The sequence below is a fragment of the Pseudomonas gingeri genome, from assembly GCF_013386165.1.
Classification (GTDB): domain Bacteria; phylum Pseudomonadota; class Gammaproteobacteria; order Pseudomonadales; family Pseudomonadaceae; genus Aquipseudomonas; species Aquipseudomonas gingeri_C.
The window spans coordinates 897332-916353 of sequence record NZ_JACAOS010000003.1; the positions used below are offsets into that span (position 1 = coordinate 897332).

Below are 19022 nucleotides of genomic sequence, written 5' to 3' on the forward strand. Positions count from 1 at the left end.
CCTTATGCGTTGACCTGGCCGCGGATGTAATCAAAAAGACGCGGCAGCGTGCGCTCGCGCAGATTGATCCTTAACCGGTGAGTTGGGGTGAAATCCCGCGAATCATCATCGTCATCACCGCGTGTGGCGGTGACCAAACCGCTTTCCTTCATTTGCCGCAAGACCATCCTGATGAGCCCATCGACTGAGCTAATCGAATTAGGTCGCTCAGGTTGCATAGGGGCTATCTGGAGGATGTAACCCCAGCCTGGCCGCATCTCTTCAATGACCAGATTGTCATCACCATCCTGCTCCTTCATGCGCTCGGCAAGCACCAGCAGCGAATCGCGAAACTTGGGTACCCTCGCCGGAATTGGGAATCGCGACTCGTCGTCGAGCAACTCCTGGGTGGGATAGAAAACCGCCGAGATGGCCAACATGCATAGGGCCGTTGCAACCTTCTGCTCCTCAGACATCGGTTGTTTACGCAGATCGCTCATGCGCAGGGAGAAGCGACTCTCTTTGCCAGTAGGGGCCACAATCAGCCCGCGCTCTGAAACATCCAGAACCTGCAGTTGCATGCCCTCCGCCACCTCGGCGAGTACCTGCTTTAAAACAGGGTTGCTTCGGTAACGCGCCAGCAACTCGCGATACTCGGCATCATTGGCCGGAGAAAGATTGATCTGCAGGGCCTTGTACAGCAGGCGTGAAGCATCACTGGCGTGGTTATCCATCAGAAGGTTCCTGGGATGCTGATTTAAGATCGAACCGAAGGTTGTCCCCGGACACGACAAAGGTTTCGAAGGTGCCATCGGCAACAGCGTGTCGAGCTGGGAATGCGGACTCGCTGTCCGGGTAGCTGAGGTACATCAGGATCCCAATGCACTGCAGGCGTTTGTGGTCAAAACCTTCTGCCTCCCCGGCGGCAATGAGCTCATCGAGCTTCCAGGGGCGGTTGGCCATGAGCTTCAGCTTGATCCAGGCGAGTACCTCCCCCACCAACTGCTCTGGGAACGGATCCGGCCAATCCTCGAACTCCTCGATATGCCCGTCCTTTTCGGGAGGCGCAGGCTCATTGGTGCTCCGGCGCTCCAGCAGCAGCGCCAGGAGATCAGATAGATCCGGAACCTTGGGAAAGACCGCAGGGAACACACTGAGGTAGATTTCCTCTGCGACCTGGGCGAAGTGCTTAATCGGAGCCTTAAGCACGGTCGGGAGGATGGTGGCATCCAGATCCGGAAGCCCTGAGTGCTTCTTCGGCCGGAAAGCTGAAATCTGTGCATCCAAAAAGTTCTTTTCGGTGCTTGTGATGTCTCTCTGCAGGCGCGCCCGCACGGCGCTGGACGCGCTGATGATTTCTTTAAGCTCAATCAGCTCATCTTTAGAGGCCTGGGTCTCAACGACATCCAGCTGCGATTCAACGGCCATCTTCAGCTTTAGGTCTTCACCCTGTCGCTCGCTCACGTGAGAGCGGGCCGAATTGAGGCGCGGTGCCAGGTCACGCTCCCATTTAACGCTGCCCGGCGAGCGGCGCATCTGCAGGAGGAATTCATTGATCTGCTGGGCGTACTCGATGGACAAGACCCGCGCGTTCCGGGCGACTTCCTTGGCCTGCTGGATACGCCCGCGCTCAATCAGGATCTGGAGCATCCGCTCCATCAGAATTTGCTGGTCTTCGACGTCGATGTCGAGCATGCCGATGAGCAGCAGGTAGCCTTCTTTACTCGGCCGGTACCGGTAGACGCTCTCCATGTCTGGCTCAAGGATCACGAGCCGAAAGCGGAAGGTCAGCATGGTCATGCTCGGGGCATGGAAATAGCCTGAAGCGAACTCCTCATGGTTGTTGTGAATGGCCTCAAGCACTACATCGGCTGCTTGTCGGCAGGTCGCATCGCTGTTTTCTGGACGGATCCGGCTAATGGTCGCTGTCAGGGAATCCCGCACATCATCCATGGTGCAGCCGGCGGCCATGGCCGAACCTTCCATGATAAAGTTCAGCGCCCACAGAAACAGGTACTGGGTGTCCAACCCATCGAATAGCGGCGTTTCACCCTCGGAGACGAACCGATTTCGGGAGAAATACAGCTGACTCACGGGCTGGGTCAGCAGCATCTTGCGTTGCTGAGAGCTCAGGTCGGTCAGCTCGCTGATGACTCCTTTGGAGGGAGCCTCGAGCGCTTTTTGCGCTAAATCGCTCATAGGGCTGGCTAGTGTCCGTGCCAAGTTTTAAATTTGGTCATCATTTTGATGATAATGCTCGCAGTCTATTGATGATCGTGTAGTATGGCAACTGTCGTCACTACCGAATTTTCAGCGCGCATGATTCACGACCTAAGCCAGCCGCAAAGAGACCGCCTAGCCTTCATCGACCTTCGCTTGCGGCTGCTAGGCGAGCTTCGGCGCCAGCACCTGATTGATCGGTTTGAGATCCAGGCTGCCGCCGCGACGCGAGATATCGCCCTGTACAAGGAGCTGGCCGGGGACAACATCGACTACGACACGAGCAGCAAAACCTACGTCGCGAGCGAAGCCTTCAAGGCCCTTTTCGACACACCCACGGCGTTGGCCATTAGCTGGCTGATGACGGGATTGGGGGATGGGGAGCCGCGCCAGCAGGCCCCCGGCATACCGATTGATTTCCCCGACCAGCTGTCGTGGCCAAAGATCGACATTCTCAGCGTGGTCACGCAAGCGATTAACAAGCCCTGCCCGGTCTTGATCAGCTATGAATCGCTCAATGGCTCGAGCACGCGGGTCATCTCACCCTTTGCCCTGATCGACAACGGTCTGCGCTGGCACGTACGGGGGAACGATAGAAAGACTGGTCAGTTCAGGGACTTTGTGCTGACACGCATCAGCAAGGCCGAGCTTTTACCGGATGCACCTGTCTTGGATCACGAACGCGGCGACCAAGACATCGAGTGGGTGCATATCGTAGAGATCATCCTGGTACCTCACCCCGATCAGCCCAGGCCGGAGGTCACTGTCTTGGACTACGGCATGGTCAACGGCTATCTGAAAGTGAATCTCAGGGCGGCAACCGTCGGCTATACCCTCCGAAAGTGGAGCGTCGACTGTTCGCCCGACCACAGCCTGAGAGGCCACGAGCACCGTCTGTGGATGAAGAATTGGCGGGTGTTGTATGGCGTAAGGAACGCCGTGCTGGCCCCAGGCTTTAAAGAACCTGAAGACTGATCAGCAGCGATTAGGATGCTTTGAACAGGCTGGGGATGTCGCAGTCGGCGAACACGCTCTTCATGCGCGCAATCAGGCCCGTGTAGCGCTTGTCGCTAACGGTGGTTTCCACAGCTCCCTTAAGGGCGCTCGGGCTCCCGATCATTAGCAACAAACGCTTAGCCCGCGTGGTGCCCGTGTAGAAGAGGTCCTGTACAGGAGCAAAAGGACTGAACAGGCCCTGCTTCCATAGAGACCTCCGAACCTCACACTTGAGGCTATTGGGAGGTGCCATGAGCAACCAGCTCCGGGACAAGCCAGACTGCTCAATTCTGAGCCTGCCAGGTTTTTCCCGATTTCCAACCAGATCCCCAAACATGTTTTTTTGAAAACCAGCATCCATCACCCTTTGGACTGCGACCGTCAGTGGTCGGGGCGGCGAGGCTAAGACGGGCGGGAGAACTAGGTCTATGAACATCAATCGATGAACAGCCGCATTCATTACGAGAGCATTGACCCAGTGACCTCAGGTCCGTGAGCTGCTTATGAACATATAACATCGCCCACTTGTTAAATCATATATTAGGCTTAGGCAGCGCCACCTGCCTGTCGTTACTCTGCATCAACCATTTGCATAACTATTGCTGCAAGCACCTCAAGTCTCCACCATCACTTGGCCCTACCATTGGCGGGCCAAGTGACTTCGGTTCGTCAGTGAGTTTCCACCAGATCTCTCTCAGCGGAATGTTCCAGCTGCCGTTTTGGCTTGATCTTGAACCAGATAGCGTACAACGCCGGTAAGAACACCAAGGTCATTATGGTCCCGCCAAAAGTGCCGCCGATCAGGGTGTAAGCCAAGGTGCCCCAGAACACAGACTGGGTCAGCGGGATAAAGGCCAGCACTGCAGCCATCGCCGTCAACAGCACCGGGCGTGACCGCTGAATGGTCGCTTCCACCACGGCATCGTATGGCCCAAGACCCTGCTCCTCATTGGTGTGAATCTGCCCAATCAGAATCAGCGTATTGCGCATCAGGATGCCTGCCAGGCCGATAAGGCCAATCAAGGCGTTGAAACCAAATGGCTGATGGAAAAGCATCAATGTAGGCACCACCCCGACCAGCCCCAAGGGGGCGGTTGCCAAGACCATTGCCATGGCCGCCAGCGACCTCACCTGGAAGATAATCACGATCATCGTCAACAACAGCATGATCGGAAACAGAGGTGCAAGCGCCTCATTGGCCTTACCTGCTTCTTCGATCGCACCCGCCATCTCGATTCGGTACCCGGACGGCAGCTTTGTAATCAACGGCTGGAGTTCGTTCCACACAATCATGGAAACATCAGGTGGCTGAGTGCCCTCTGCGATATCGCCCCTTACGGTGATTGTGGGTGTCCGATCTCGGCGCCGCAGAATCGGATCTTCCTGCCTGACCTGAACATCAGCAACCTGGGACAGCGGCACGCGCTTGCCCCCTTTGGCAACGAGCGTAAAGTCCTCAATTTTTCCCGGATCCAGGCGAGTGTTGCCTGAAGATCGCGCCATCACGTCGACTGTACGGATATCCTCACGCACCTGGGTGACCGCTACGCCCTTGAGCAGGAACTGCAACTGCTCGCCCGCCTCTTGCGAACTGAGCCCAAACGCCTGAAGACGATCCTGGTCGAGCACCAGGTGCACAGTCGGCACCCGCTCGGTCCAATCGGTATTGACGGTGCGCATGTTGGGATCAGCTTGCATGATTGCGCGTACGTTATCGGCGATTTCCCGCACCTTGTCGGCATCAGGACCCATGACCCTGAAGGCTACCGGGTACGGCGAGTAAGGGCCAAACACCAACTGGGTTACGCGCACCCGAGCTTGCGGAGCAAGACCGTTTGAGACCGCGTCGCGGAGTTTTAGCTTGAGCGCCTCACGTGCTGATTCGTTCTCGGTCAAAACGACTATTTTCGCAAATGACGGATCAGGTAGCTCTGGGGCCATAGCCAGGTAAAACCGGGGAGCACCCTGACCGACGTAGGATGTGACGATCCTGGTTTCCGGCTGTGTCTTCAGCCATGTTTCGATATCAGCCGCGGCCGCCCCCGTTTCGTTTATTGACGTTCCCTGTGGCATCTGAACTTCGATCAGGACTTCGGGCCGATCGGAGGATGGGAAGAACTGCTTGCGCACTGATCCCATCCCCATGATCGCCAGGCTGAACAAAAAGATCACGACAGCCGCCACGATCCATTTACGGCGGATGACCAAGCCTAGAAGCCTGCGAAAGCGGTTGTAGTTCTTGGTGTCGTAGATTGCCGTGTGGCCGCCTTCAACCTTTTTGATGTCTGGCAGCAGTTTTACACCGATGTAAGGCGTAAAAAATACGGCAACCAGCCAGGAGGTAATCAGCGCAAAGCCCACGATCCAGAAGATGTTGCCTGCATACTCGCCGGCCGTGCTGCGAGCAAACCCCACGGGCAAGAAGCCAATGATTGTCACCAACGTGCCTGAGAGCATCGGCGCTGCCGTGTGGCTCCAAGCGTAGGCGGAGGCTTGGATACGGTCATAGCCCTCCTCCATCCTGACCACCATGGTTTCGATCGCGATAATCGCATCGTCCACCAGTAGCCCAAGTGCCAGGATGAGCGAGCCCAAGGTGATCCTGTCAAAATCACGCCCGGTCGCGAGCATGATCACGAATACGGTTGCCAGCGTCAGCGGCACGGCAGCTGCCACCACCAACCCTACCCGCCAGCCCAGGCTGACAAGGCTCACAATCATCACAACGGTAAGCGCGACGAAGAACTTGAGCATGAACTCGCCAACGGCTTCATCGATGTTCACGGACTGGTCGGTGACTTTTGTCAGGCTCATCCCGACGGGCAGCTCCTGGTTGATGGCACCGGCTTCCTGCTCAAGCGCTTTGCCCAAGCTCAAGCCGTTCCAGCCATCGCGCATCACGACACCCAATACCAGGGCATCCTCACCATTGTTACGAATGAGGAACGTGGACGGATCTTCATAGCCACGTTTGACCTCAGCGACATCCGAGAGCTTGAGCGTATTTCCGTTCACCAGGATGGGCGTGTTACGGATCTTTTCGAGGTCGTTGAGGGCCCCATCCAGACGTACCTGTATCTCTGGCCCCTTGGCCTCGATGGAGCCCGCCGGCGTCATTGCGTTCTGCCCATGAAGGGCGATGAAGATGTCGTTGGGCGAGAGACCGAGTGTCGCCAGCCTGTCGTAGGAAATGTCCACGAAGATGCGCTCGGCTTGCTCACCGATGATATTGACCTTCTTTACTCCTGCCACATGAAGCAGGCGTTGACGCATGGTTTCAGCTTCGCGAGTCAGCTTTCGCTTGGGTTCGCCCGGAGCTTTCAATGCATAGAGTGCAAAGGTCACGTCCGAATACTCGTCGTTCACAAGCGTCGGAGAAACACCTGAAGGTCGACTGGAATCAGCATCCAAAATCTTCTTCCTGGCCTGATAGAACTCCTCCGGCACGTCGTGCGGCGGTGTACTGTCGAGCAAGTACAGAGTGGTGAACGCCAAGCCCGGACGGGTGAACGTCTCAGTGCGGTCATACCAGCGCAATTCTTGCATGCGTTTTTCAAGGGGCTCGGCAACCAGATCCTGCATTTCCTGGGCAGTAGCGCCTGGCCAAGCGGTCACCATCGTCATCTGCTTCACGGTGAAAGCTGGATCTTCAGCCCTGCCCAGCTTCAAGAAGGCAAGCGCTCCCGAAGTAAAAATGGCGATCAGGAGAAACAGCGTGATGGCTCGCTCTCGGACTGCAAACTCGGAAAGGTTAAAGCTTTTCATGGCCCTGCCCCTCCGCTACACGTACTTCTTCGCCTTCATGCAGTTGATGAGCGCCCAATGCCACAAGCGTTTGCCCATCCGTCAAACCAGAGCCAACGACGGCAGTTTCCTCATTGACCCGAATGACATTGACGGCCTTGTAATGGACTTTTTTATCGTCCCCCACCACCCAGACACCTGGCCCCTGCCCCCGGTCGTAGATCGCGCCGAGTGGAAGTTCTCGCTCATCGCTGATGCCCGGTTTTTCAAGCGAGATCACGACGGTTGACCCCAGAGGAATGGCTCGTGAATTGCCATCCAATACATACCGGGCCGCGAACGTCCTGGTTACGGGGTCGGCGGAACCAGAAAGCTCCCTCAACCGAGCGGCAAATTTCTGACTCTCATTTCCGTAAAGCCGTGCAGTGACCTGGGAGCCCAGTGCGGGACGGACAGTCTCAGGCAGCGCGATCCGCGCTTCGCGCGGGCCATCCTGAGCTACCACAACAACAGGCTGACCGGCAGAAACCACCTGGCCGGTATCGGCGAAACGGTCGACAACCACACCATCGACATCGGCTCGAAGGATCGCGTAGCCGTAAGCATTATGCGAAAGGTCCAACTTCGCTTTGGCGGCTTCCAGACCAGCATGGGCCGCGTTTTTTGATTGCTGGGCTTCATCGAATGCCTTTGCGGACACAGCCCCTATGGAAACCAGCCCCTGCAGCCGTCCAAAGTCTGCATCGGCTTTCACCACGGCAGCTTGGGCTGCGGCCACTGCCGCTTCTTGATCTTTGACATCCAGTCCGAAGTCGGTGATGTCGAGCTTCATCAGCGGATCGCCGCGTTTGACTTGCTGGCCTACGTCGACCATTCGCTGAGAAATTTTGCCCGAGACGCGAAAGCCCATTGAGCTTTCGACTCTTGCGGCGATAACGCCGGTGAATCTTCGCTCTCGTAATTGCGGGTTCGCTTTCACCGTCGCGGTGCTTACCAGCGGTGGGCGGTCGATCCTGGGATCGGGCGCGGTGTGCTCCCCACATGCCGAAAGAAGCGCGCAGAAAGCAATTGGGGTCAGGGTAAGGCGCAAGCGAGCGTGTGTGAACATAGAAGCCTCCGTCAGTTGGAGGCATTCTGTTTACAGGTTACGAATCTGTCAATATGAAAACTATAATTATGGCGCAAGGCTTCTCAAAATCATGCTCGTGGTGGCCAGCATCCCTGCTTCTAAATCTGGCATCTGCCGGCGATTCATCGCCGAAGGACGGGTATAGGGAATGAGCGCTTCCTGGATGCCGAGGACGACCTCATCCAGCGGCGTTTTGCGCTCAAACTCACCCTCGTTGCGACCCTGTTCGATGATGGAGCGGATGATGTCATTGAGCGCTTCCTGGTGGCCAGCGGTGGTGCACCAGCTCTCCTCCTCGGAAACCCGAACCAGTTCAAACAGCTTGTTCTCGTTCATGAACAGAGCATGACTGAGGTGCAAGGCATGCTTGGCAAACGCCCGTAGCTTGCGGGTTGGAGTCGATTCCAAATCACTCAGTCGACGTAACTCGGTGTCGAGATCGCCCAACACCATGGCGCAGATCGACTCACCGATGGCCTGCTTGGATTCGAAAAACCGATAGATGTAGGCGGTCGTGATGCCTATCGCTTTGGACAAATCAGCGACCGTGGTTTTGCGATATCCGTAGAGCCGGAAGTGGTCGTTGGCGACCTCCAGAATCTGCAGCCGCCGGTCGTGTTCAGCGGGGCCGCGCTGGCCGGACGCAGGCAATTCGATGCTGTCTTGCGTGGGAAGTTGTTTCATAAGGATCTAAACGTCCATTGACAGATTAGTAACTGTTTTACGATACTGTAAACACTTATTGGTGTTCGGGGAAACGAAAATGAATCGACATCTGGTCAAGAGTGCGCAAAGTGTACTCGCGTTAGTGATGCTGGGTGGCATCGATGGCTGCATGGTGGGCCCCGATTATCACCCTCCACAACCCGACGTAGCGACACAGTTCAACGGCACGCCCCTCCTTTCACAGAGGACCGCGCAGCCTTCTTTTGTCTCGATGGATGCCTGGTGGCAGGGCTTCAGTGACCCCGTTCTCAATAGCATCGTAGACACCGCACTGGCGCAAAACCTGACGCTGGCACAGGCCTTGGCACGCACCTCACAAGCTGCTGCTTACGCAGAAAGCGCCCATGCACAGTTATTACCCAATGGACAGGCCTCGGCGAGCGCAAGTCGTGCCAGGCAATCGTTGGAAGACCCGGTCGTCGCAGCTGAAAATGCATCGCTTCCCGGTTTTGATCGGACAGGCAATCTTTATGGCGCAGGCATCTCAAGCGCCTGGGAGATCGACCTTTCCGGGGGGTTGAGAAGAAGCTCCCACGCAGCGATAGCCGAGTATCAGGCTGCCCAGGCGGATGTGGCTGCAGCCAGATTGCAAGTCACGGCCAATGTCGTCGATCACTATTTGTTGGTTCGGCTGCTGCAAGCACGATTAGGCGTCGCCAGGGATCAGGTCAAGACTCAAGGCGACATTGAGCGGTTGGTCGACGTGCTGCGGTCGCGTGGCTTGGCTCCTGATCAGGACGCTAAACAGGCGAGTTCCGAGCTCTCCGTCGTACGTGCAAGCGTTCCTCTGCTTGAGGCTCGGTTGACGGCGGCCCGTAATGGTCTCGACGTTCTGCTTGGACGAACGCCTGGGACTGCCGCCCCAGACCTGGACAAAGTCGCACCGATTCCAAGCGCGCCCTCGATCGAGGCGGCAGGTGGAAGTGCTGCTCTTTTGCGCAGACGACCTGACCTGATTGTGGCGGAGCGTCGGCTGGCGGCCTCCAACGAACGCATTGGTCAGGCCATTGCCGAGTACTACCCGAAGGTTTCACTGTCGGCCCTGGTCGGGAGCACGACCACTCAGGGGGGCAACCTGTTCAATGGCGCGTCCAACGAGGCATTGGGCGCACTGGGCATTCGTTGGCGCCTGTTTGATTTCGGCCGTGTGGATGCTCAGGTAAAAGCCGCAAAAGGCGACTACGCCGTCAAGCTGGCGGGCTATCGCGAAAGTGTTCTTGAAGCGACCGCTGAGGTCGAAAACTCCATCTCCGCCTTGATTACAGGCGATGCCAGGGCCCAGATGCTGACCGATGGCGAACGAACCCGTGCCCAGGCTCGAGACCTGGTGCTGGCTAGCTATCAAAAAGGCAATAGCAGTTACATCGACCTACTCGAAACGCAATCGAGGCTCGAATTGATTCAAGCAGAGCGGCTGGATGCGTCTTACGCATCCTCGTCCTCTGCCGTCGCTCTTTACAAGGCACTGGGTGGGGGCTGGAACCAGCCAGTCATCGAGTAAGCGGCCACTTAATCACTGGAAAGTGTCGCCGTGGACGCAAGCCCACGTACGACGAGAGGAGTTTTAAAATGTCATCGCGTTTAGTGGTTACAGGCACCGGCATCGTTTGCCCATTGGGCTCAGGCACTGAGAATGTCTGGAAGCGCATGCTTAACGGCCAATCGGGCATTACTGCCTTGCCCGCGGAGTTCTCGGAGGGTCTGAGCTGTGCAGTGGGCGGTCGAGTGCCCACTCAAGTTGAAGATCCTGAAGCGGGATTCGATCCCAGCCAGGTTGTGCCAATAAAAGACTTGAAAAAGATGGATCGCTTCATTGTTTTCGCGTTGGGTGCCGCCAAAGAGGCCTTGACGCAGGCACAGTGGTTTCCCACCACAGACCGGGCTCGTGAAAGAACCGGTACGATTATCGCTTCTGGTATCGGTGGATTTGGCGCCATTGCCAACTCGGTAAGAGTCACTGACAGTCAGGGCCCCAAGCGACTGTCGCCCTTCACCATCCCCTCTTTTCTCGCAAACATGGCAGCAGGGCATGTCTCGATCACCCATGGATTGCGTGGCCCCCTTGGCGCTCCGGTAACCGCATGTGCCGCAGGTGTGCAGGCCATTGGAGACGCAGCCAGGATGATCCGCAATGGCGAAATTGACGTTGCCATCTGTGGTGGTGCCGAAGCAGCAATGGATCGGGTCAGCCTGGCTGGCTTCGCAGCCGCACGGGCCCTCTCCTCTTCATTCAATGACAACCCAGCCACAGCCTCTCGACCTTTCGATGTCGAGCGGGACGGTTTCGTGATGGGCGAAGGGGCTGGCATGTTCGTGATCGAGTCGCTGGATCATGCGCTGGCCCGTGGCGCAACACCACTGGCCGAGATTGTAGGGTATGGAACCAGCGCAGATGCCTATCACCTGACGGCTGGCCCGGAGGATGGAAGCGGTGCCGCCAGGGCAATGAAAACAGCTATTGAGCAAGCAGGCATTCAGGCCAGCGATATAGGCCACATCAATGCACATGCGACCTCGACCCCCGTGGGTGACAAAGGCGAACTCGCAGCGATCAGCAGCGTATTTGGTGACGCCAAACCTGCGATAAGCGCCACAAAGTCGTCGACAGGTCATTTATTGGGGGCGGCGGGCGGCATTGAGGCAATCTTTACGCTGCTCGCGTTGCGCGACCAGATGGCTCCGCCCACGTTGAACCTGGAAAACCCCGACTGCGCGGCGGACTACATGAATTTGGTCAGAACAAAGCCACAGAAATTTTCGTCGGAATATGCACTGTCCAACGGTTTTGGGTTTGGCGGCGTCAACGCCAGCATCATCCTCAAGCGCTGGGCGCAATAGTGCTGATCCGATGACTCACTCGGTGGGAGGTGCCTGATGCGCCGTAGAGGAAAGCGTGGGCTGGAAAGCCGTCAAAAAATCCTGGACGCTGCTTCAACGCTATATCGCCAGCATGGGTTCTCAGGTGTGGGTGTCTTAGCGATTGCGAGTGCGGCGGGCATGACCCATGGTGGTTTTTATACCCAGTTCCCTCATGGGAAAGAAGAGCTGTTAACGGCCGTAGTCGCGCAGGCTTTCCGTGATGGACAAAAAGATTGGGGCGAATGGATAGAACGCTTCCCTGAAGATCACGCATTGGTGACGATAATTGAGGACTACCTATCGAGTCGACACTGTGCCAATCCCGAAGTTGGCTGTCCGGTTGCAGCTCTGGCCGCCGACGTTTCTCGTCAGGGCCCATCGGTCAAGTCCGCGTTTACTGAGGGCGTCAAAGCCGAGTTGGAGGCATTAAGCGAGTTGCACTCGGACGGTACTGCACCGGAACGCCGGATCAATGCGATGAGGCTTCTCACCCGATTGGCCGGAACAATACTGATTGCCCGGGCAATTGACGATCCAGCATTGAGCTATGAGCTTCTGGCGGCGGCACGTATTCCCGACACTATATAGGCGTCCAATCTGGTCAGTTGCATTCATGCGGCCGTCTGAGCTTCGGATCATCGGCACGCTACATTGCTGCGTGCCTTTACTGCTAGGATGGCGGAAATAAACACTGTGAGATCGCAGTTCCCTCTCAGGGGCTCATCATGGCCACCCTCTATACCCTCGACAATCTTCACGCGAAGGAGCGCTTCGATTACTGGCACGAGGTTGTGTGCTCAACCTACGCGCCCGCAGAAAGCCGCAAGCTGATCGAGGGGCCGTTCGATGGTTCATTGAACGTAAAGAACATGGGTGAGATCACGCTGACGCAAATCAAGTCGCTGCCGGTGGAATACAAGCGTCGGCTGCGTGATGACGAGCGGGATCAGTTTTTGCTGTCACTTTCGCTAATCCCCGGGGCCTGCTTCGTGCAAAACGGGACTGAGTCCAGACAAGGCATCGGCGACATTGTGATCGTCGACAGCGCGCGACCCTATGAGTGTGGTTTCCCCCAGGGCGATAACCAGATTGTCGTTTCGGTGCCTCGTGCACTGTTTCTACGACACATTCCAACGCCGGAACTCTTTCTTGGGCGCACCCTTGAGTGCCAGACCCCACTTGGCAAAATCGCCAGCAATCTGCTGATGGAGATCTGGCAGCTGGACACGCTGTCAGAATCTGCTGGCGAACGCTTGAACACCTCGTTTCTGGATATTCTATCCACGGCCCTGGAAACGACCTTTCGTAACCCGGCCATGGAGCCCCCGTCTCATCAAACCCGTCAGTTGCAACGCGCAAAGCGCTATCTGCTCAATCACCTGCACGACCCTGAACTCAGTATCGACAGCGTTGCTCTCGCCATCCATGTCTCTCCAAGAACGTTGAATCGGCTGTTTGCCGCAGAGGGCACGACCGCCAGTCGCTGGTTATGGCGCGAACGTCTGGCAGCGTGCCATGACGTACTGCTCAAACGGCAACACCAAAGCGTCAGTGATGCGGCCTTGAGCTATGGCTTCACCAATTTGTCCCATTTCAGCCGAGCGTTCAAAAGCGTCTATGGCTACCCCGCGCAGCAACTGCTCCGCCAAAAAGTGAACAGATTGGCGCTGCGGGCAAATGGCGTGGCCGTTTAAGCAAAGCGCCCTCCTCCTTTTACTCCCATCATCACCCTGCAACCCGCGATAACGCTCAGTGAGCGTTCGCTGTGAGTTGTACAGAAATCGGTGCGCGTTCTGCGCTAAACCGAACCTGCAAGAAGATTACCCATTTCTCGATCCTTTTTTACTCGGAACAACTGCACCTTACCGACGGTATCGCGTTGGCCCTGGTGACGCTGTCCATCTTCGCCGCCGAGTCGCAGAAAAGCGCGCCTGCGCCCTTGGTGGTCGTCTGACACCCGCTGAGTACCTCGGCGCATATGAACGGCGTGGTACTCACGCGTTGATCCACGCCATTCAACCCTCATTTTCAAGGAAGCAGACCGTGACCCAAGCCGATAAAACCCTGAGACTGCTATTCCCTCAATGGCAAGGCGGCAACAACCCGCCCTACTTCTTCGGCGCGCAAATGCTCAACTGGCTGATGCCAAAAACCAGCGGCCCCGTTGAGCAGGTCGATGTCGCAGAGCCCGATGGACAGGCGCTCGCGATGGAGGATGGCATCGTCGGGCGTGCCGTGCTGCTCAAGCAACTGGCCGATGCGCGCAAGATCATCGATAAACACCAGCCTGACCGGATGGTCGTGCTCGGTGGCGACTGCCTCGTGGACTTGGCGCCGTTCGCCTATCTCAATGAGCGCTACGACGGCGAACTGGCGGTGCTCTGGATCGACTCGCATCCGGACGTCATGACCCCTAATGAATTCCCGCACGCCCATGCGATGGTGCTCGGCAACCTGATGGGCGAAGGCGATGCTGATTTTACTCAGGCCGTGAAGCGTCCGATCAAGCCCGCCAACGTCATGTACGCCGGCGTGCACAGCCTGCTGGCTAATGAGGTCGAAGTGATCAACCGCTTGGGGCTGCGCATTTCCGGTCCTGCCGAGATCGCCCAGAGTAGTGCCTCGGTGCTGCAATGGCTCAAGGACAGCGGTGCCCGTCACCTGGCCATTCATATCGATCTTGATGTGCTGGACGCCACGTTCTTCCGCTCGGTCTTGTTTGCAGAACCTGGCATCCCTGACAACCAGTACGACGGTGTGGCGCAAGGTCGTGTGACGATGGCTACCATTATCCGGTTGATCAGTGATGTCTCGAAAGTCGTCGACGTAGTGGGGCTGGGCGTCGCCGAACACCTGCCATGGGACGCTTTGGCGCTCAAGAACATGCTGGAAAAACTACCGCTGATTGGTACGCCGGATTGACGGCGAGTGTCCCTTCCCCTCTGTATCCATCAGACAATCCGACGCACCTGCCAGGCCAGAACCACGAATGAATGAAACCACCTTGCTCTTGAAAGACTACCGCAGTGATCGCAGTTTTATCGATCAGGCTATCGATAATGCCGTTCTGGATGAGATCATCCTTTGTGCACAACGCGCGCCTAGTTCGGCCAATGCGCAGCACAACTCGGTCATTGTCGTTAAAGACCCAGAAACCCGAAAACGCATTTCAGCACTGTGCGGCGGCCAGCCCTGGATCGCCGATGCCCCAGTGTTCCTCGCGATTGTCGTCGACTTCCATAAAACGGCAGTGGCGCTTGAAGTGGCGGGAGCCACTCAGGTCATCCATCAGCACATCGAAGGTACGATTGCCGCCAGTACCGATGCCGGTATCATCCTCGGCGCGATCCTCACGGCTGCACGCTCGCTTGGCCTCGGTACTGTGCCTATCGGCGGCGTGCGGGCCAATACCGCCTCGATGGGCGCGTTGCTGGGTTTGCCTGAGCAAAGCATGGTGCTGGTAGGTGTGGCACTGGGGCATGCCGACATCGGTAACCCGCGCAAGCCGCGTTTGCCGATGTCGACATTCCGGCACGACGAGAGCTACAACCGTACAGCCATCGTGCAGTCGGTCGCAGCCTATGACGAACAACTGCTTGCGCACTGGCAGGCATCAGCTCGTGTGGATGGTCAGGCGTGGTCTGAAAGCATCGCCAGTTATTACGCGCGAAACTACCGCCTGGAATTGAAGCAGGACATGCTTAGCGCTGGTATCGACACGCAATAACGTCACCGCAATGCCCGCGGGGCTCGAGAATTAAGGCTTGATCTTCTTCAGGTCGTCGAGCAACGCGAGCAATTCCTGCATTTTCTGCTCGCTGAACTGTCGCTGGATGCCCTGATAGCCACACTCATCCCTGCAAGTGGCCCGAGGAGCTATTCAACGCAGTCCGAACCCCATCCGCTTCAGCTCCTCAACCAGCTCCTCGCGCCCATGCAGGTTCGACACTCTTCGCAGCCTATTGATGACCTGCTCAGACCACCCGGAGGCCTTCATGCCTTCACGCTGATAGAACGCACCCAGGCGTTCATCATATTCTGCGAGAACGCCCTCCTCGCCGGCCGCCGAATAGGTTTCATGGTGAAGGACTGCGCGCTGGGGCAATCTCGGCTTCACCTTGGCCGGGCGATCTGTCGACGGGTACCCAACGCACAACCCGAAGACCGGGTAGACCTGCGGCGGCAATTCGAGCTCTTGGGCGACGCCTTCGATGTCGTTGCGGATGGCACCGATGTACACGCTTCCGAGGCCCAGCGACTCAAGAGCGACTACGGCGTTTTGAGCCGCCAGGGCGGCATCAATCGTCCCCAGCAAGAGGCTCTCCAGGTATGGCAGCGCCTCCAGCTCCGCATCGCTATGTTCGGCAATCCGCGAAACCCTGGAGAGGTCAGCAAGCCACACGAAGAACAGCGGCGCCTGGCAGATATAAGCCTGATTGCCTGCCAGTGCCGAAAGGCGATTCTTTCGCTCACCATCTTGAACCGCCACGACACTCCATACCTGCAGGTTCGAGGACGTTGACGCAGACTGCGCGGCGGCGACCAGCGTCTCGATCGTGCCCTCAGGCAGAGCCTGGTCAGTGAATGCCCGAACACTTCGATGGTCGAGCAGTTGATCCAGGGTTTCGTTCCATTGCCTAAGCGGCGCAATGTCCGGTGCGCCATAGCGAGCGGCCAGTTTCGGCTGGGAGTTGGCGGTCATGCGAGATCTCCAAAAGGAGACCGAGACTACCAAATCGTGCCGGGCGTGGCACACCTGACACGGGAAGTTTCATTTACCATGCCCTTAGTCTCGGCCAGATCAGCACAGCCTGGCGCAGAGTCGCACACGCCACTTCCTCCGATCCGAGCCCCCGACATCTCACACAGGAAGAGATCGTTTGTCAGCACAACCTCTCACCGCCCGCGAAACCTACCAAGTGCTTCGCGACATTGCCTTGGGTGTTCGTACCATGCACCGGCTAGGTACGCAGTCATGGGCAGAAATTTACTGCGGGCAGATGACTGTGGAAACGGATGGCTGGGTCATCACCCTGTACAACGATTGCGACACGCTGGATTACTGCGACAGTTGCTACAGCCCAGACGGCCGCGTGTATATATTTGACTCGATGCAGCGCTTCGGTACCGATCCGATTGAGCTGTTGAGCACCTGGGAGTACGCACAGCTCGAAAAGCTGTTGAGTGCCGCGTAGTTCCCATCTCGGGCATCTCGTCGTTGACCCCTCCTCTACTGCGACTGTCGTGATGCCGACCGGAGCGGTCGTTTACAGCAATGCCATGCTGATCAGTGCCCAGCACACCAGCGGCAAGCGCGCGCAATTGACGTTCGCAGACAGCAATGCGTTGAGCCGTTTGTTCGCGGTACCGGCAAAGTCAGGAGGTTTAGCCCTCACCATAGAATCCAGACGAGATCACCCCACTATGCGCATACTGGATGGTCAAGATGGCAATGTAGTATCATCAGGGTCGCAGATATTACTGCGCTAAATAAAGGACTATCGATATGCTTGGGTTCATTTTGGTTGTTGTAATTGCCCTTCTTTTCTTCATGGTGTGGGCTCAGCAGAAGGCGAAAACTAAAGCTCGTAAGGCATATCAGGCATCGTTGACCCATCTCAAAACTGACCCTCGAAATGCAGATCTGCGTCAGCAAACGCTGGCATTGGGACGTGCATATTCCAATCTTATGCGCGACAAGAAGGGGCGGACCGTTTTCGACGAGGTCGCGCTGATGAACGATATCAACGCCGCTTGCTCTGGTGCATCGGAGTTTCCGGTAAGCCAGCCGGCTCCCTCCGCTCCAGACGATACCGAAGCACGCTTGGAGAAGCTTCTGTCCCTCAAAAACCGCAATCTGATTGATGACAGTGAGTACTTGGTACGCCGCAAGGAAATCCTTGAGTCCATCTGAACTCAGGTTGCTACGGTGGGAGACAGAGGCCGCTCATTTCAACAACTTGCGAGACAACTCCCTTTCCATTGACTGAAATTTCCTAGAAAATCCCGGGCGCTTGTTTGAGCCGAATGTTGCGGATAGTCTCGACTTCGTCATCACCCTGCTGATGACACGGACGTGCAAGTCCGTTCATATCGGTGCTCACGCGCCATCAAGCAAGCTGCATCGAGGGGCTTTGTGCCTGCGATTCCTGCTTCATGGTGGCCGTGCGCAGGAGACTTTCGAGTCTGCCGGGGTCCGATATGCCCGGTCTTGCACACCTGCGTACGGCTGCCACCCTCATTCGCGTGCAAGCGAACGGTGACAGCTCCATTACATATCGGAGTTTCGCAATGTTCAAAGCAACCCCCAATCCCCCTGCAACAAACCACGTCGAGACCATCGACCCTCGTATCGTCGACCGGGCCTTGTCTCACTACAACCTCGGTCCAGATGCCGATTCGAAACCCGTCCATAGCACAACGCTGCCAGACCCTCGACCCGAACCCGGACATCAGGAAGACACCCTGGCCGATGTCTACTCAATTCTGCAATCGGCGGCGGCCACGGCCTATGAGCACGCCGACAACCAAACCGGTTCGAACCGCAAGGTGGCAATGGGTGTGGTTCACCTGATCGAGTTGGCGAAACTGAGGATGGACTCGGTACTGGACAAGTGGGCCGTCAACGGCTGACCAGGTGACACGCCGAACAACGGGAGGCCAAGCCTTAATATCAGTCAGTTAAGGCGATTTTGTAGGCGCAGCCGGTCGACTGCTCGCGATGGATTTGAGGGCGCCGCATTCGTCCAGAAAATGCTGCGTTATCGTTAACGTCCATCGCGAGCAAGCTCGCTCCTACAAGGGGCTGTACAGCCTCCCGTTTTCGATCATCACAGTAGCGAGATCAGGCGGGGGGCGATTGAAGTTTCAAACATCTCAAGAATCGCCAGCGTCACCGGCAGCTTGAAACGCCGCGGGCCTGCGCTTCCTGGGTTGAGATACAAGGTCTCATCGCGCCACTGTATGAGCGGCTTGTGTGAGTGACCGGTGATCACCAGCCTGACCTCCCCATCCAGCACGGCCGGCACATCGGCAATGTCATGTACCAACAACGTCTGCCATCCATTCAGCTCGAACCGCAGACGATCAGGCAAATGCTCCGCCCAGGGTATGTCCTGGTCGTTATTGCCGCGCACAACAATCAGTGGTGCGATAGCCGCCAGTTGATCAAGCACCTCAGGCCTGCCGATGTCACCCGCATGGATGATCCGCGCACATCCCTGCAAGGCGGCGACGGCTTCAGCACGGAGCAAGCCGTGGGTGTCGGAAATGACGCCAATTTTCATGTTCGTTCCAAAACAGGATCAAGCACCGTAAGACCGCGTAACGATATCAGCCAAAGGCAGACACCGACGCCCCGCCCCTTCAT

General features: G+C 57.0%; 18 protein-coding genes. 11 read left to right on the forward strand and 7 right to left on the reverse strand.

The genetic code is table 11. The features are described from left to right. Positions 1-2: 2 nt before the first annotated feature. Together HX866_RS08565 and HX866_RS08570 are read right to left on the reverse strand one after the other, a co-directional pair. The gene (locus tag HX866_RS08565; RefSeq protein ID WP_177138994.1) at positions 3-713 is read right to left on the reverse strand and encodes a hypothetical protein; all 711 of its coding nucleotides are present in this window, start codon (positions 711-713) and stop codon (positions 3-5) included. Then, complete coding sequence (locus HX866_RS08570) at positions 706-2178, reverse strand: hypothetical protein (RefSeq protein WP_177138996.1); 1473 nt, start codon at positions 2176-2178, stop codon at positions 706-708. Before HX866_RS08570 ends, HX866_RS08565 begins: the two co-directional genes overlap by 8 nt. Before the next feature lie 84 nt (positions 2179-2262). On the opposite strand from HX866_RS08570, the gene HX866_RS08575 reads away from it, so the two are divergent. Continuing rightward, positions 2263-3174, forward strand: a complete 912-nt coding sequence (locus tag HX866_RS08575; RefSeq protein ID WP_256344854.1) for a WYL domain-containing protein — start codon at positions 2263-2265, stop codon at positions 3172-3174. Between the two features lie 690 nt (positions 3175-3864). Here HX866_RS08575 and HX866_RS08580 read toward each other — a convergent pair. The 3 genes from HX866_RS08580 to HX866_RS08590 form a co-directional block, all read right to left on the reverse strand. Then, a complete protein-coding gene (locus tag HX866_RS08580) occupies positions 3865-6960 on the reverse strand; it encodes an efflux RND transporter permease subunit (protein WP_177126060.1) in 3096 nt (1031 codons plus the stop codon). Further along, complete coding sequence (locus tag HX866_RS08585) at positions 6947-8047, reverse strand: efflux RND transporter periplasmic adaptor subunit (RefSeq protein ID WP_177101808.1); 1101 nt, start codon at positions 8045-8047, stop codon at positions 6947-6949. The genes HX866_RS08580 and HX866_RS08585 overlap by 14 nt, the downstream gene beginning before the upstream one ends. Before the next feature lie 66 nt (positions 8048-8113). Beyond that, positions 8114-8752, reverse strand: coding sequence for a TetR/AcrR family transcriptional regulator (locus HX866_RS08590; RefSeq protein WP_177138998.1), 639 nt, complete (start codon positions 8750-8752; stop codon positions 8114-8116). 79 nt (positions 8753-8831) lie between these two features. Between HX866_RS08590 and HX866_RS08595 the strand changes: the two genes are divergently transcribed. The 7 genes from HX866_RS08595 to HX866_RS08625 all read left to right on the forward strand — a co-directional run bounded on the left by HX866_RS08595 (position 8832) and on the right by HX866_RS08625 (position 15380). Next, positions 8832-10295, forward strand: coding sequence for an efflux transporter outer membrane subunit (locus HX866_RS08595; RefSeq protein ID WP_256344855.1), 1464 nt, complete (start codon positions 8832-8834; stop codon positions 10293-10295). A 68-nt stretch (positions 10296-10363) separates the two neighbouring features. Next, positions 10364-11632: a beta-ketoacyl-ACP synthase II gene (fabF, locus tag HX866_RS08600; protein ID WP_177139007.1), complete on the forward strand. Its 1269-nt coding sequence runs from the start codon at positions 10364-10366 to the stop codon at positions 11630-11632. Between the two features lie 36 nt (positions 11633-11668). After that, complete coding sequence (locus HX866_RS08605) at positions 11669-12241, forward strand: TetR/AcrR family transcriptional regulator (protein ID WP_177097905.1); 573 nt, start codon at positions 11669-11671, stop codon at positions 12239-12241. A gap of 137 nt (positions 12242-12378) precedes the next feature. Beyond that, positions 12379-13347, forward strand: a complete 969-nt coding sequence (locus HX866_RS08610; protein ID WP_177139009.1) for a helix-turn-helix domain-containing protein — start codon at positions 12379-12381, stop codon at positions 13345-13347. Between the two features lie 71 nt (positions 13348-13418). Then, the gene (locus HX866_RS08615; protein ID WP_177097907.1) at positions 13419-13607 is read left to right on the forward strand and encodes a hypothetical protein; all 189 of its coding nucleotides are present in this window, start codon (positions 13419-13421) and stop codon (positions 13605-13607) included. Between the two features lie 89 nt (positions 13608-13696). Next, the gene (locus HX866_RS08620; RefSeq protein ID WP_371319227.1) at positions 13697-14575 is read left to right on the forward strand and encodes an arginase family protein; all 879 of its coding nucleotides are present in this window, start codon (positions 13697-13699) and stop codon (positions 14573-14575) included. Positions 14576-14642: 67 nt separating this feature from the next. After that, positions 14643-15380: a nitroreductase family protein gene (locus HX866_RS08625; RefSeq protein ID WP_177139019.1), complete on the forward strand. Its 738-nt coding sequence runs from the start codon at positions 14643-14645 to the stop codon at positions 15378-15380. A 153-nt stretch (positions 15381-15533) separates the two neighbouring features. On the opposite strand, the gene HX866_RS08630 is transcribed toward HX866_RS08625, so the two are convergent. Further along, on the reverse strand, positions 15534-16355 hold the full coding sequence (locus HX866_RS08630) for an NADPH-dependent oxidoreductase (RefSeq protein ID WP_177101796.1): 822 nt from the start codon (positions 16353-16355) through the stop codon (positions 15534-15536). A 178-nt stretch (positions 16356-16533) separates the two neighbouring features. On the opposite strand from HX866_RS08630, the gene HX866_RS08635 reads away from it, so the two are divergent. The 3 genes from HX866_RS08635 (at position 16534) to HX866_RS08645 (ending at position 18286) form a co-directional block, all read left to right on the forward strand. Beyond that, entirely contained in the window at positions 16534-16848 is a 315-nt protein-coding gene (locus HX866_RS08635) for a DUF7693 family protein (RefSeq protein ID WP_177097910.1), read from the forward strand. A gap of 311 nt (positions 16849-17159) precedes the next feature. Beyond that, positions 17160-17567 carry a hypothetical protein gene (locus tag HX866_RS08640; protein WP_177139021.1) on the forward strand — a complete coding sequence of 136 codons (408 nt, stop codon included), beginning with the start codon at positions 17160-17162 and terminating at the stop codon, positions 17565-17567. A 377-nt stretch (positions 17568-17944) separates the two neighbouring features. Continuing rightward, positions 17945-18286 carry a DUF6124 family protein gene (locus tag HX866_RS08645; RefSeq protein ID WP_177139023.1) on the forward strand — a complete coding sequence of 114 codons (342 nt, stop codon included), beginning with the start codon at positions 17945-17947 and terminating at the stop codon, positions 18284-18286. A 197-nt stretch (positions 18287-18483) separates the two neighbouring features. Here the strand turns inward: HX866_RS08645 and HX866_RS08650 are convergent, their stop codons facing one another. Further along, a complete protein-coding gene (locus tag HX866_RS08650) occupies positions 18484-18939 on the reverse strand; it encodes a metallophosphoesterase family protein (protein ID WP_177139025.1) in 456 nt (151 codons plus the stop codon). Positions 18940-19022: the final 83 nt, after the last annotated feature.

Bases quoted from the DNA above. Each gene is read 5' to 3' on its own strand.
- HX866_RS08640 (WP_177139021.1), top strand. From the start codon at position 17,160: ATGCTTGGGTTCATTTTGGTTGTTGTAATTGCCCTTCTTTTCTTCATG.
- HX866_RS08580 (WP_177126060.1), bottom strand. From the start codon at position 6,960: ATGAAAAGCTTTAACCTTTCCGAGTTTGCAGTCCGAGAGCGAGCCATC.
- HX866_RS08610 (WP_177139009.1), top strand. From the start codon at position 12,379: ATGGCCACCCTCTATACCCTCGACAATCTTCACGCGAAGGAGCGCTTC.
- HX866_RS08570 (WP_177138996.1), bottom strand. From the start codon at position 2,178: ATGAGCGATTTAGCGCAAAAAGCGCTCGAGGCTCCCTCCAAAGGAGTC.
- HX866_RS08595 (WP_256344855.1), top strand. From the start codon at position 8,832: ATGAATCGACATCTGGTCAAGAGTGCGCAAAGTGTACTCGCGTTAGTG.
- HX866_RS08565 (WP_177138994.1), bottom strand. From the start codon at position 713: ATGGATAACCACGCCAGTGATGCTTCACGCCTGCTGTACAAGGCCCTG.
- fabF (WP_177139007.1), top strand. From the start codon at position 10,364: ATGTCATCGCGTTTAGTGGTTACAGGCACCGGCATCGTTTGCCCATTG.
- HX866_RS08605 (WP_177097905.1), top strand. From the start codon at position 11,669: ATGCGCCGTAGAGGAAAGCGTGGGCTGGAAAGCCGTCAAAAAATCCTG.
- HX866_RS08630 (WP_177101796.1), bottom strand. From the start codon at position 16,355: ATGACCGCCAACTCCCAGCCGAAACTGGCCGCTCGCTATGGCGCACCG.
- HX866_RS08590 (WP_177138998.1), bottom strand. From the start codon at position 8,752: ATGAAACAACTTCCCACGCAAGACAGCATCGAATTGCCTGCGTCCGGC.
- HX866_RS08650 (WP_177139025.1), bottom strand. From the start codon at position 18,939: ATGAAAATTGGCGTCATTTCCGACACCCACGGCTTGCTCCGTGCTGAA.
- HX866_RS08645 (WP_177139023.1), top strand. From the start codon at position 17,945: ATGTTCAAAGCAACCCCCAATCCCCCTGCAACAAACCACGTCGAGACC.
- HX866_RS08625 (WP_177139019.1), top strand. From the start codon at position 14,643: ATGAATGAAACCACCTTGCTCTTGAAAGACTACCGCAGTGATCGCAGT.
- HX866_RS08575 (WP_256344854.1), top strand. From the start codon at position 2,263: ATGGCAACTGTCGTCACTACCGAATTTTCAGCGCGCATGATTCACGAC.
- HX866_RS08585 (WP_177101808.1), bottom strand. From the start codon at position 8,047: ATGTTCACACACGCTCGCTTGCGCCTTACCCTGACCCCAATTGCTTTC.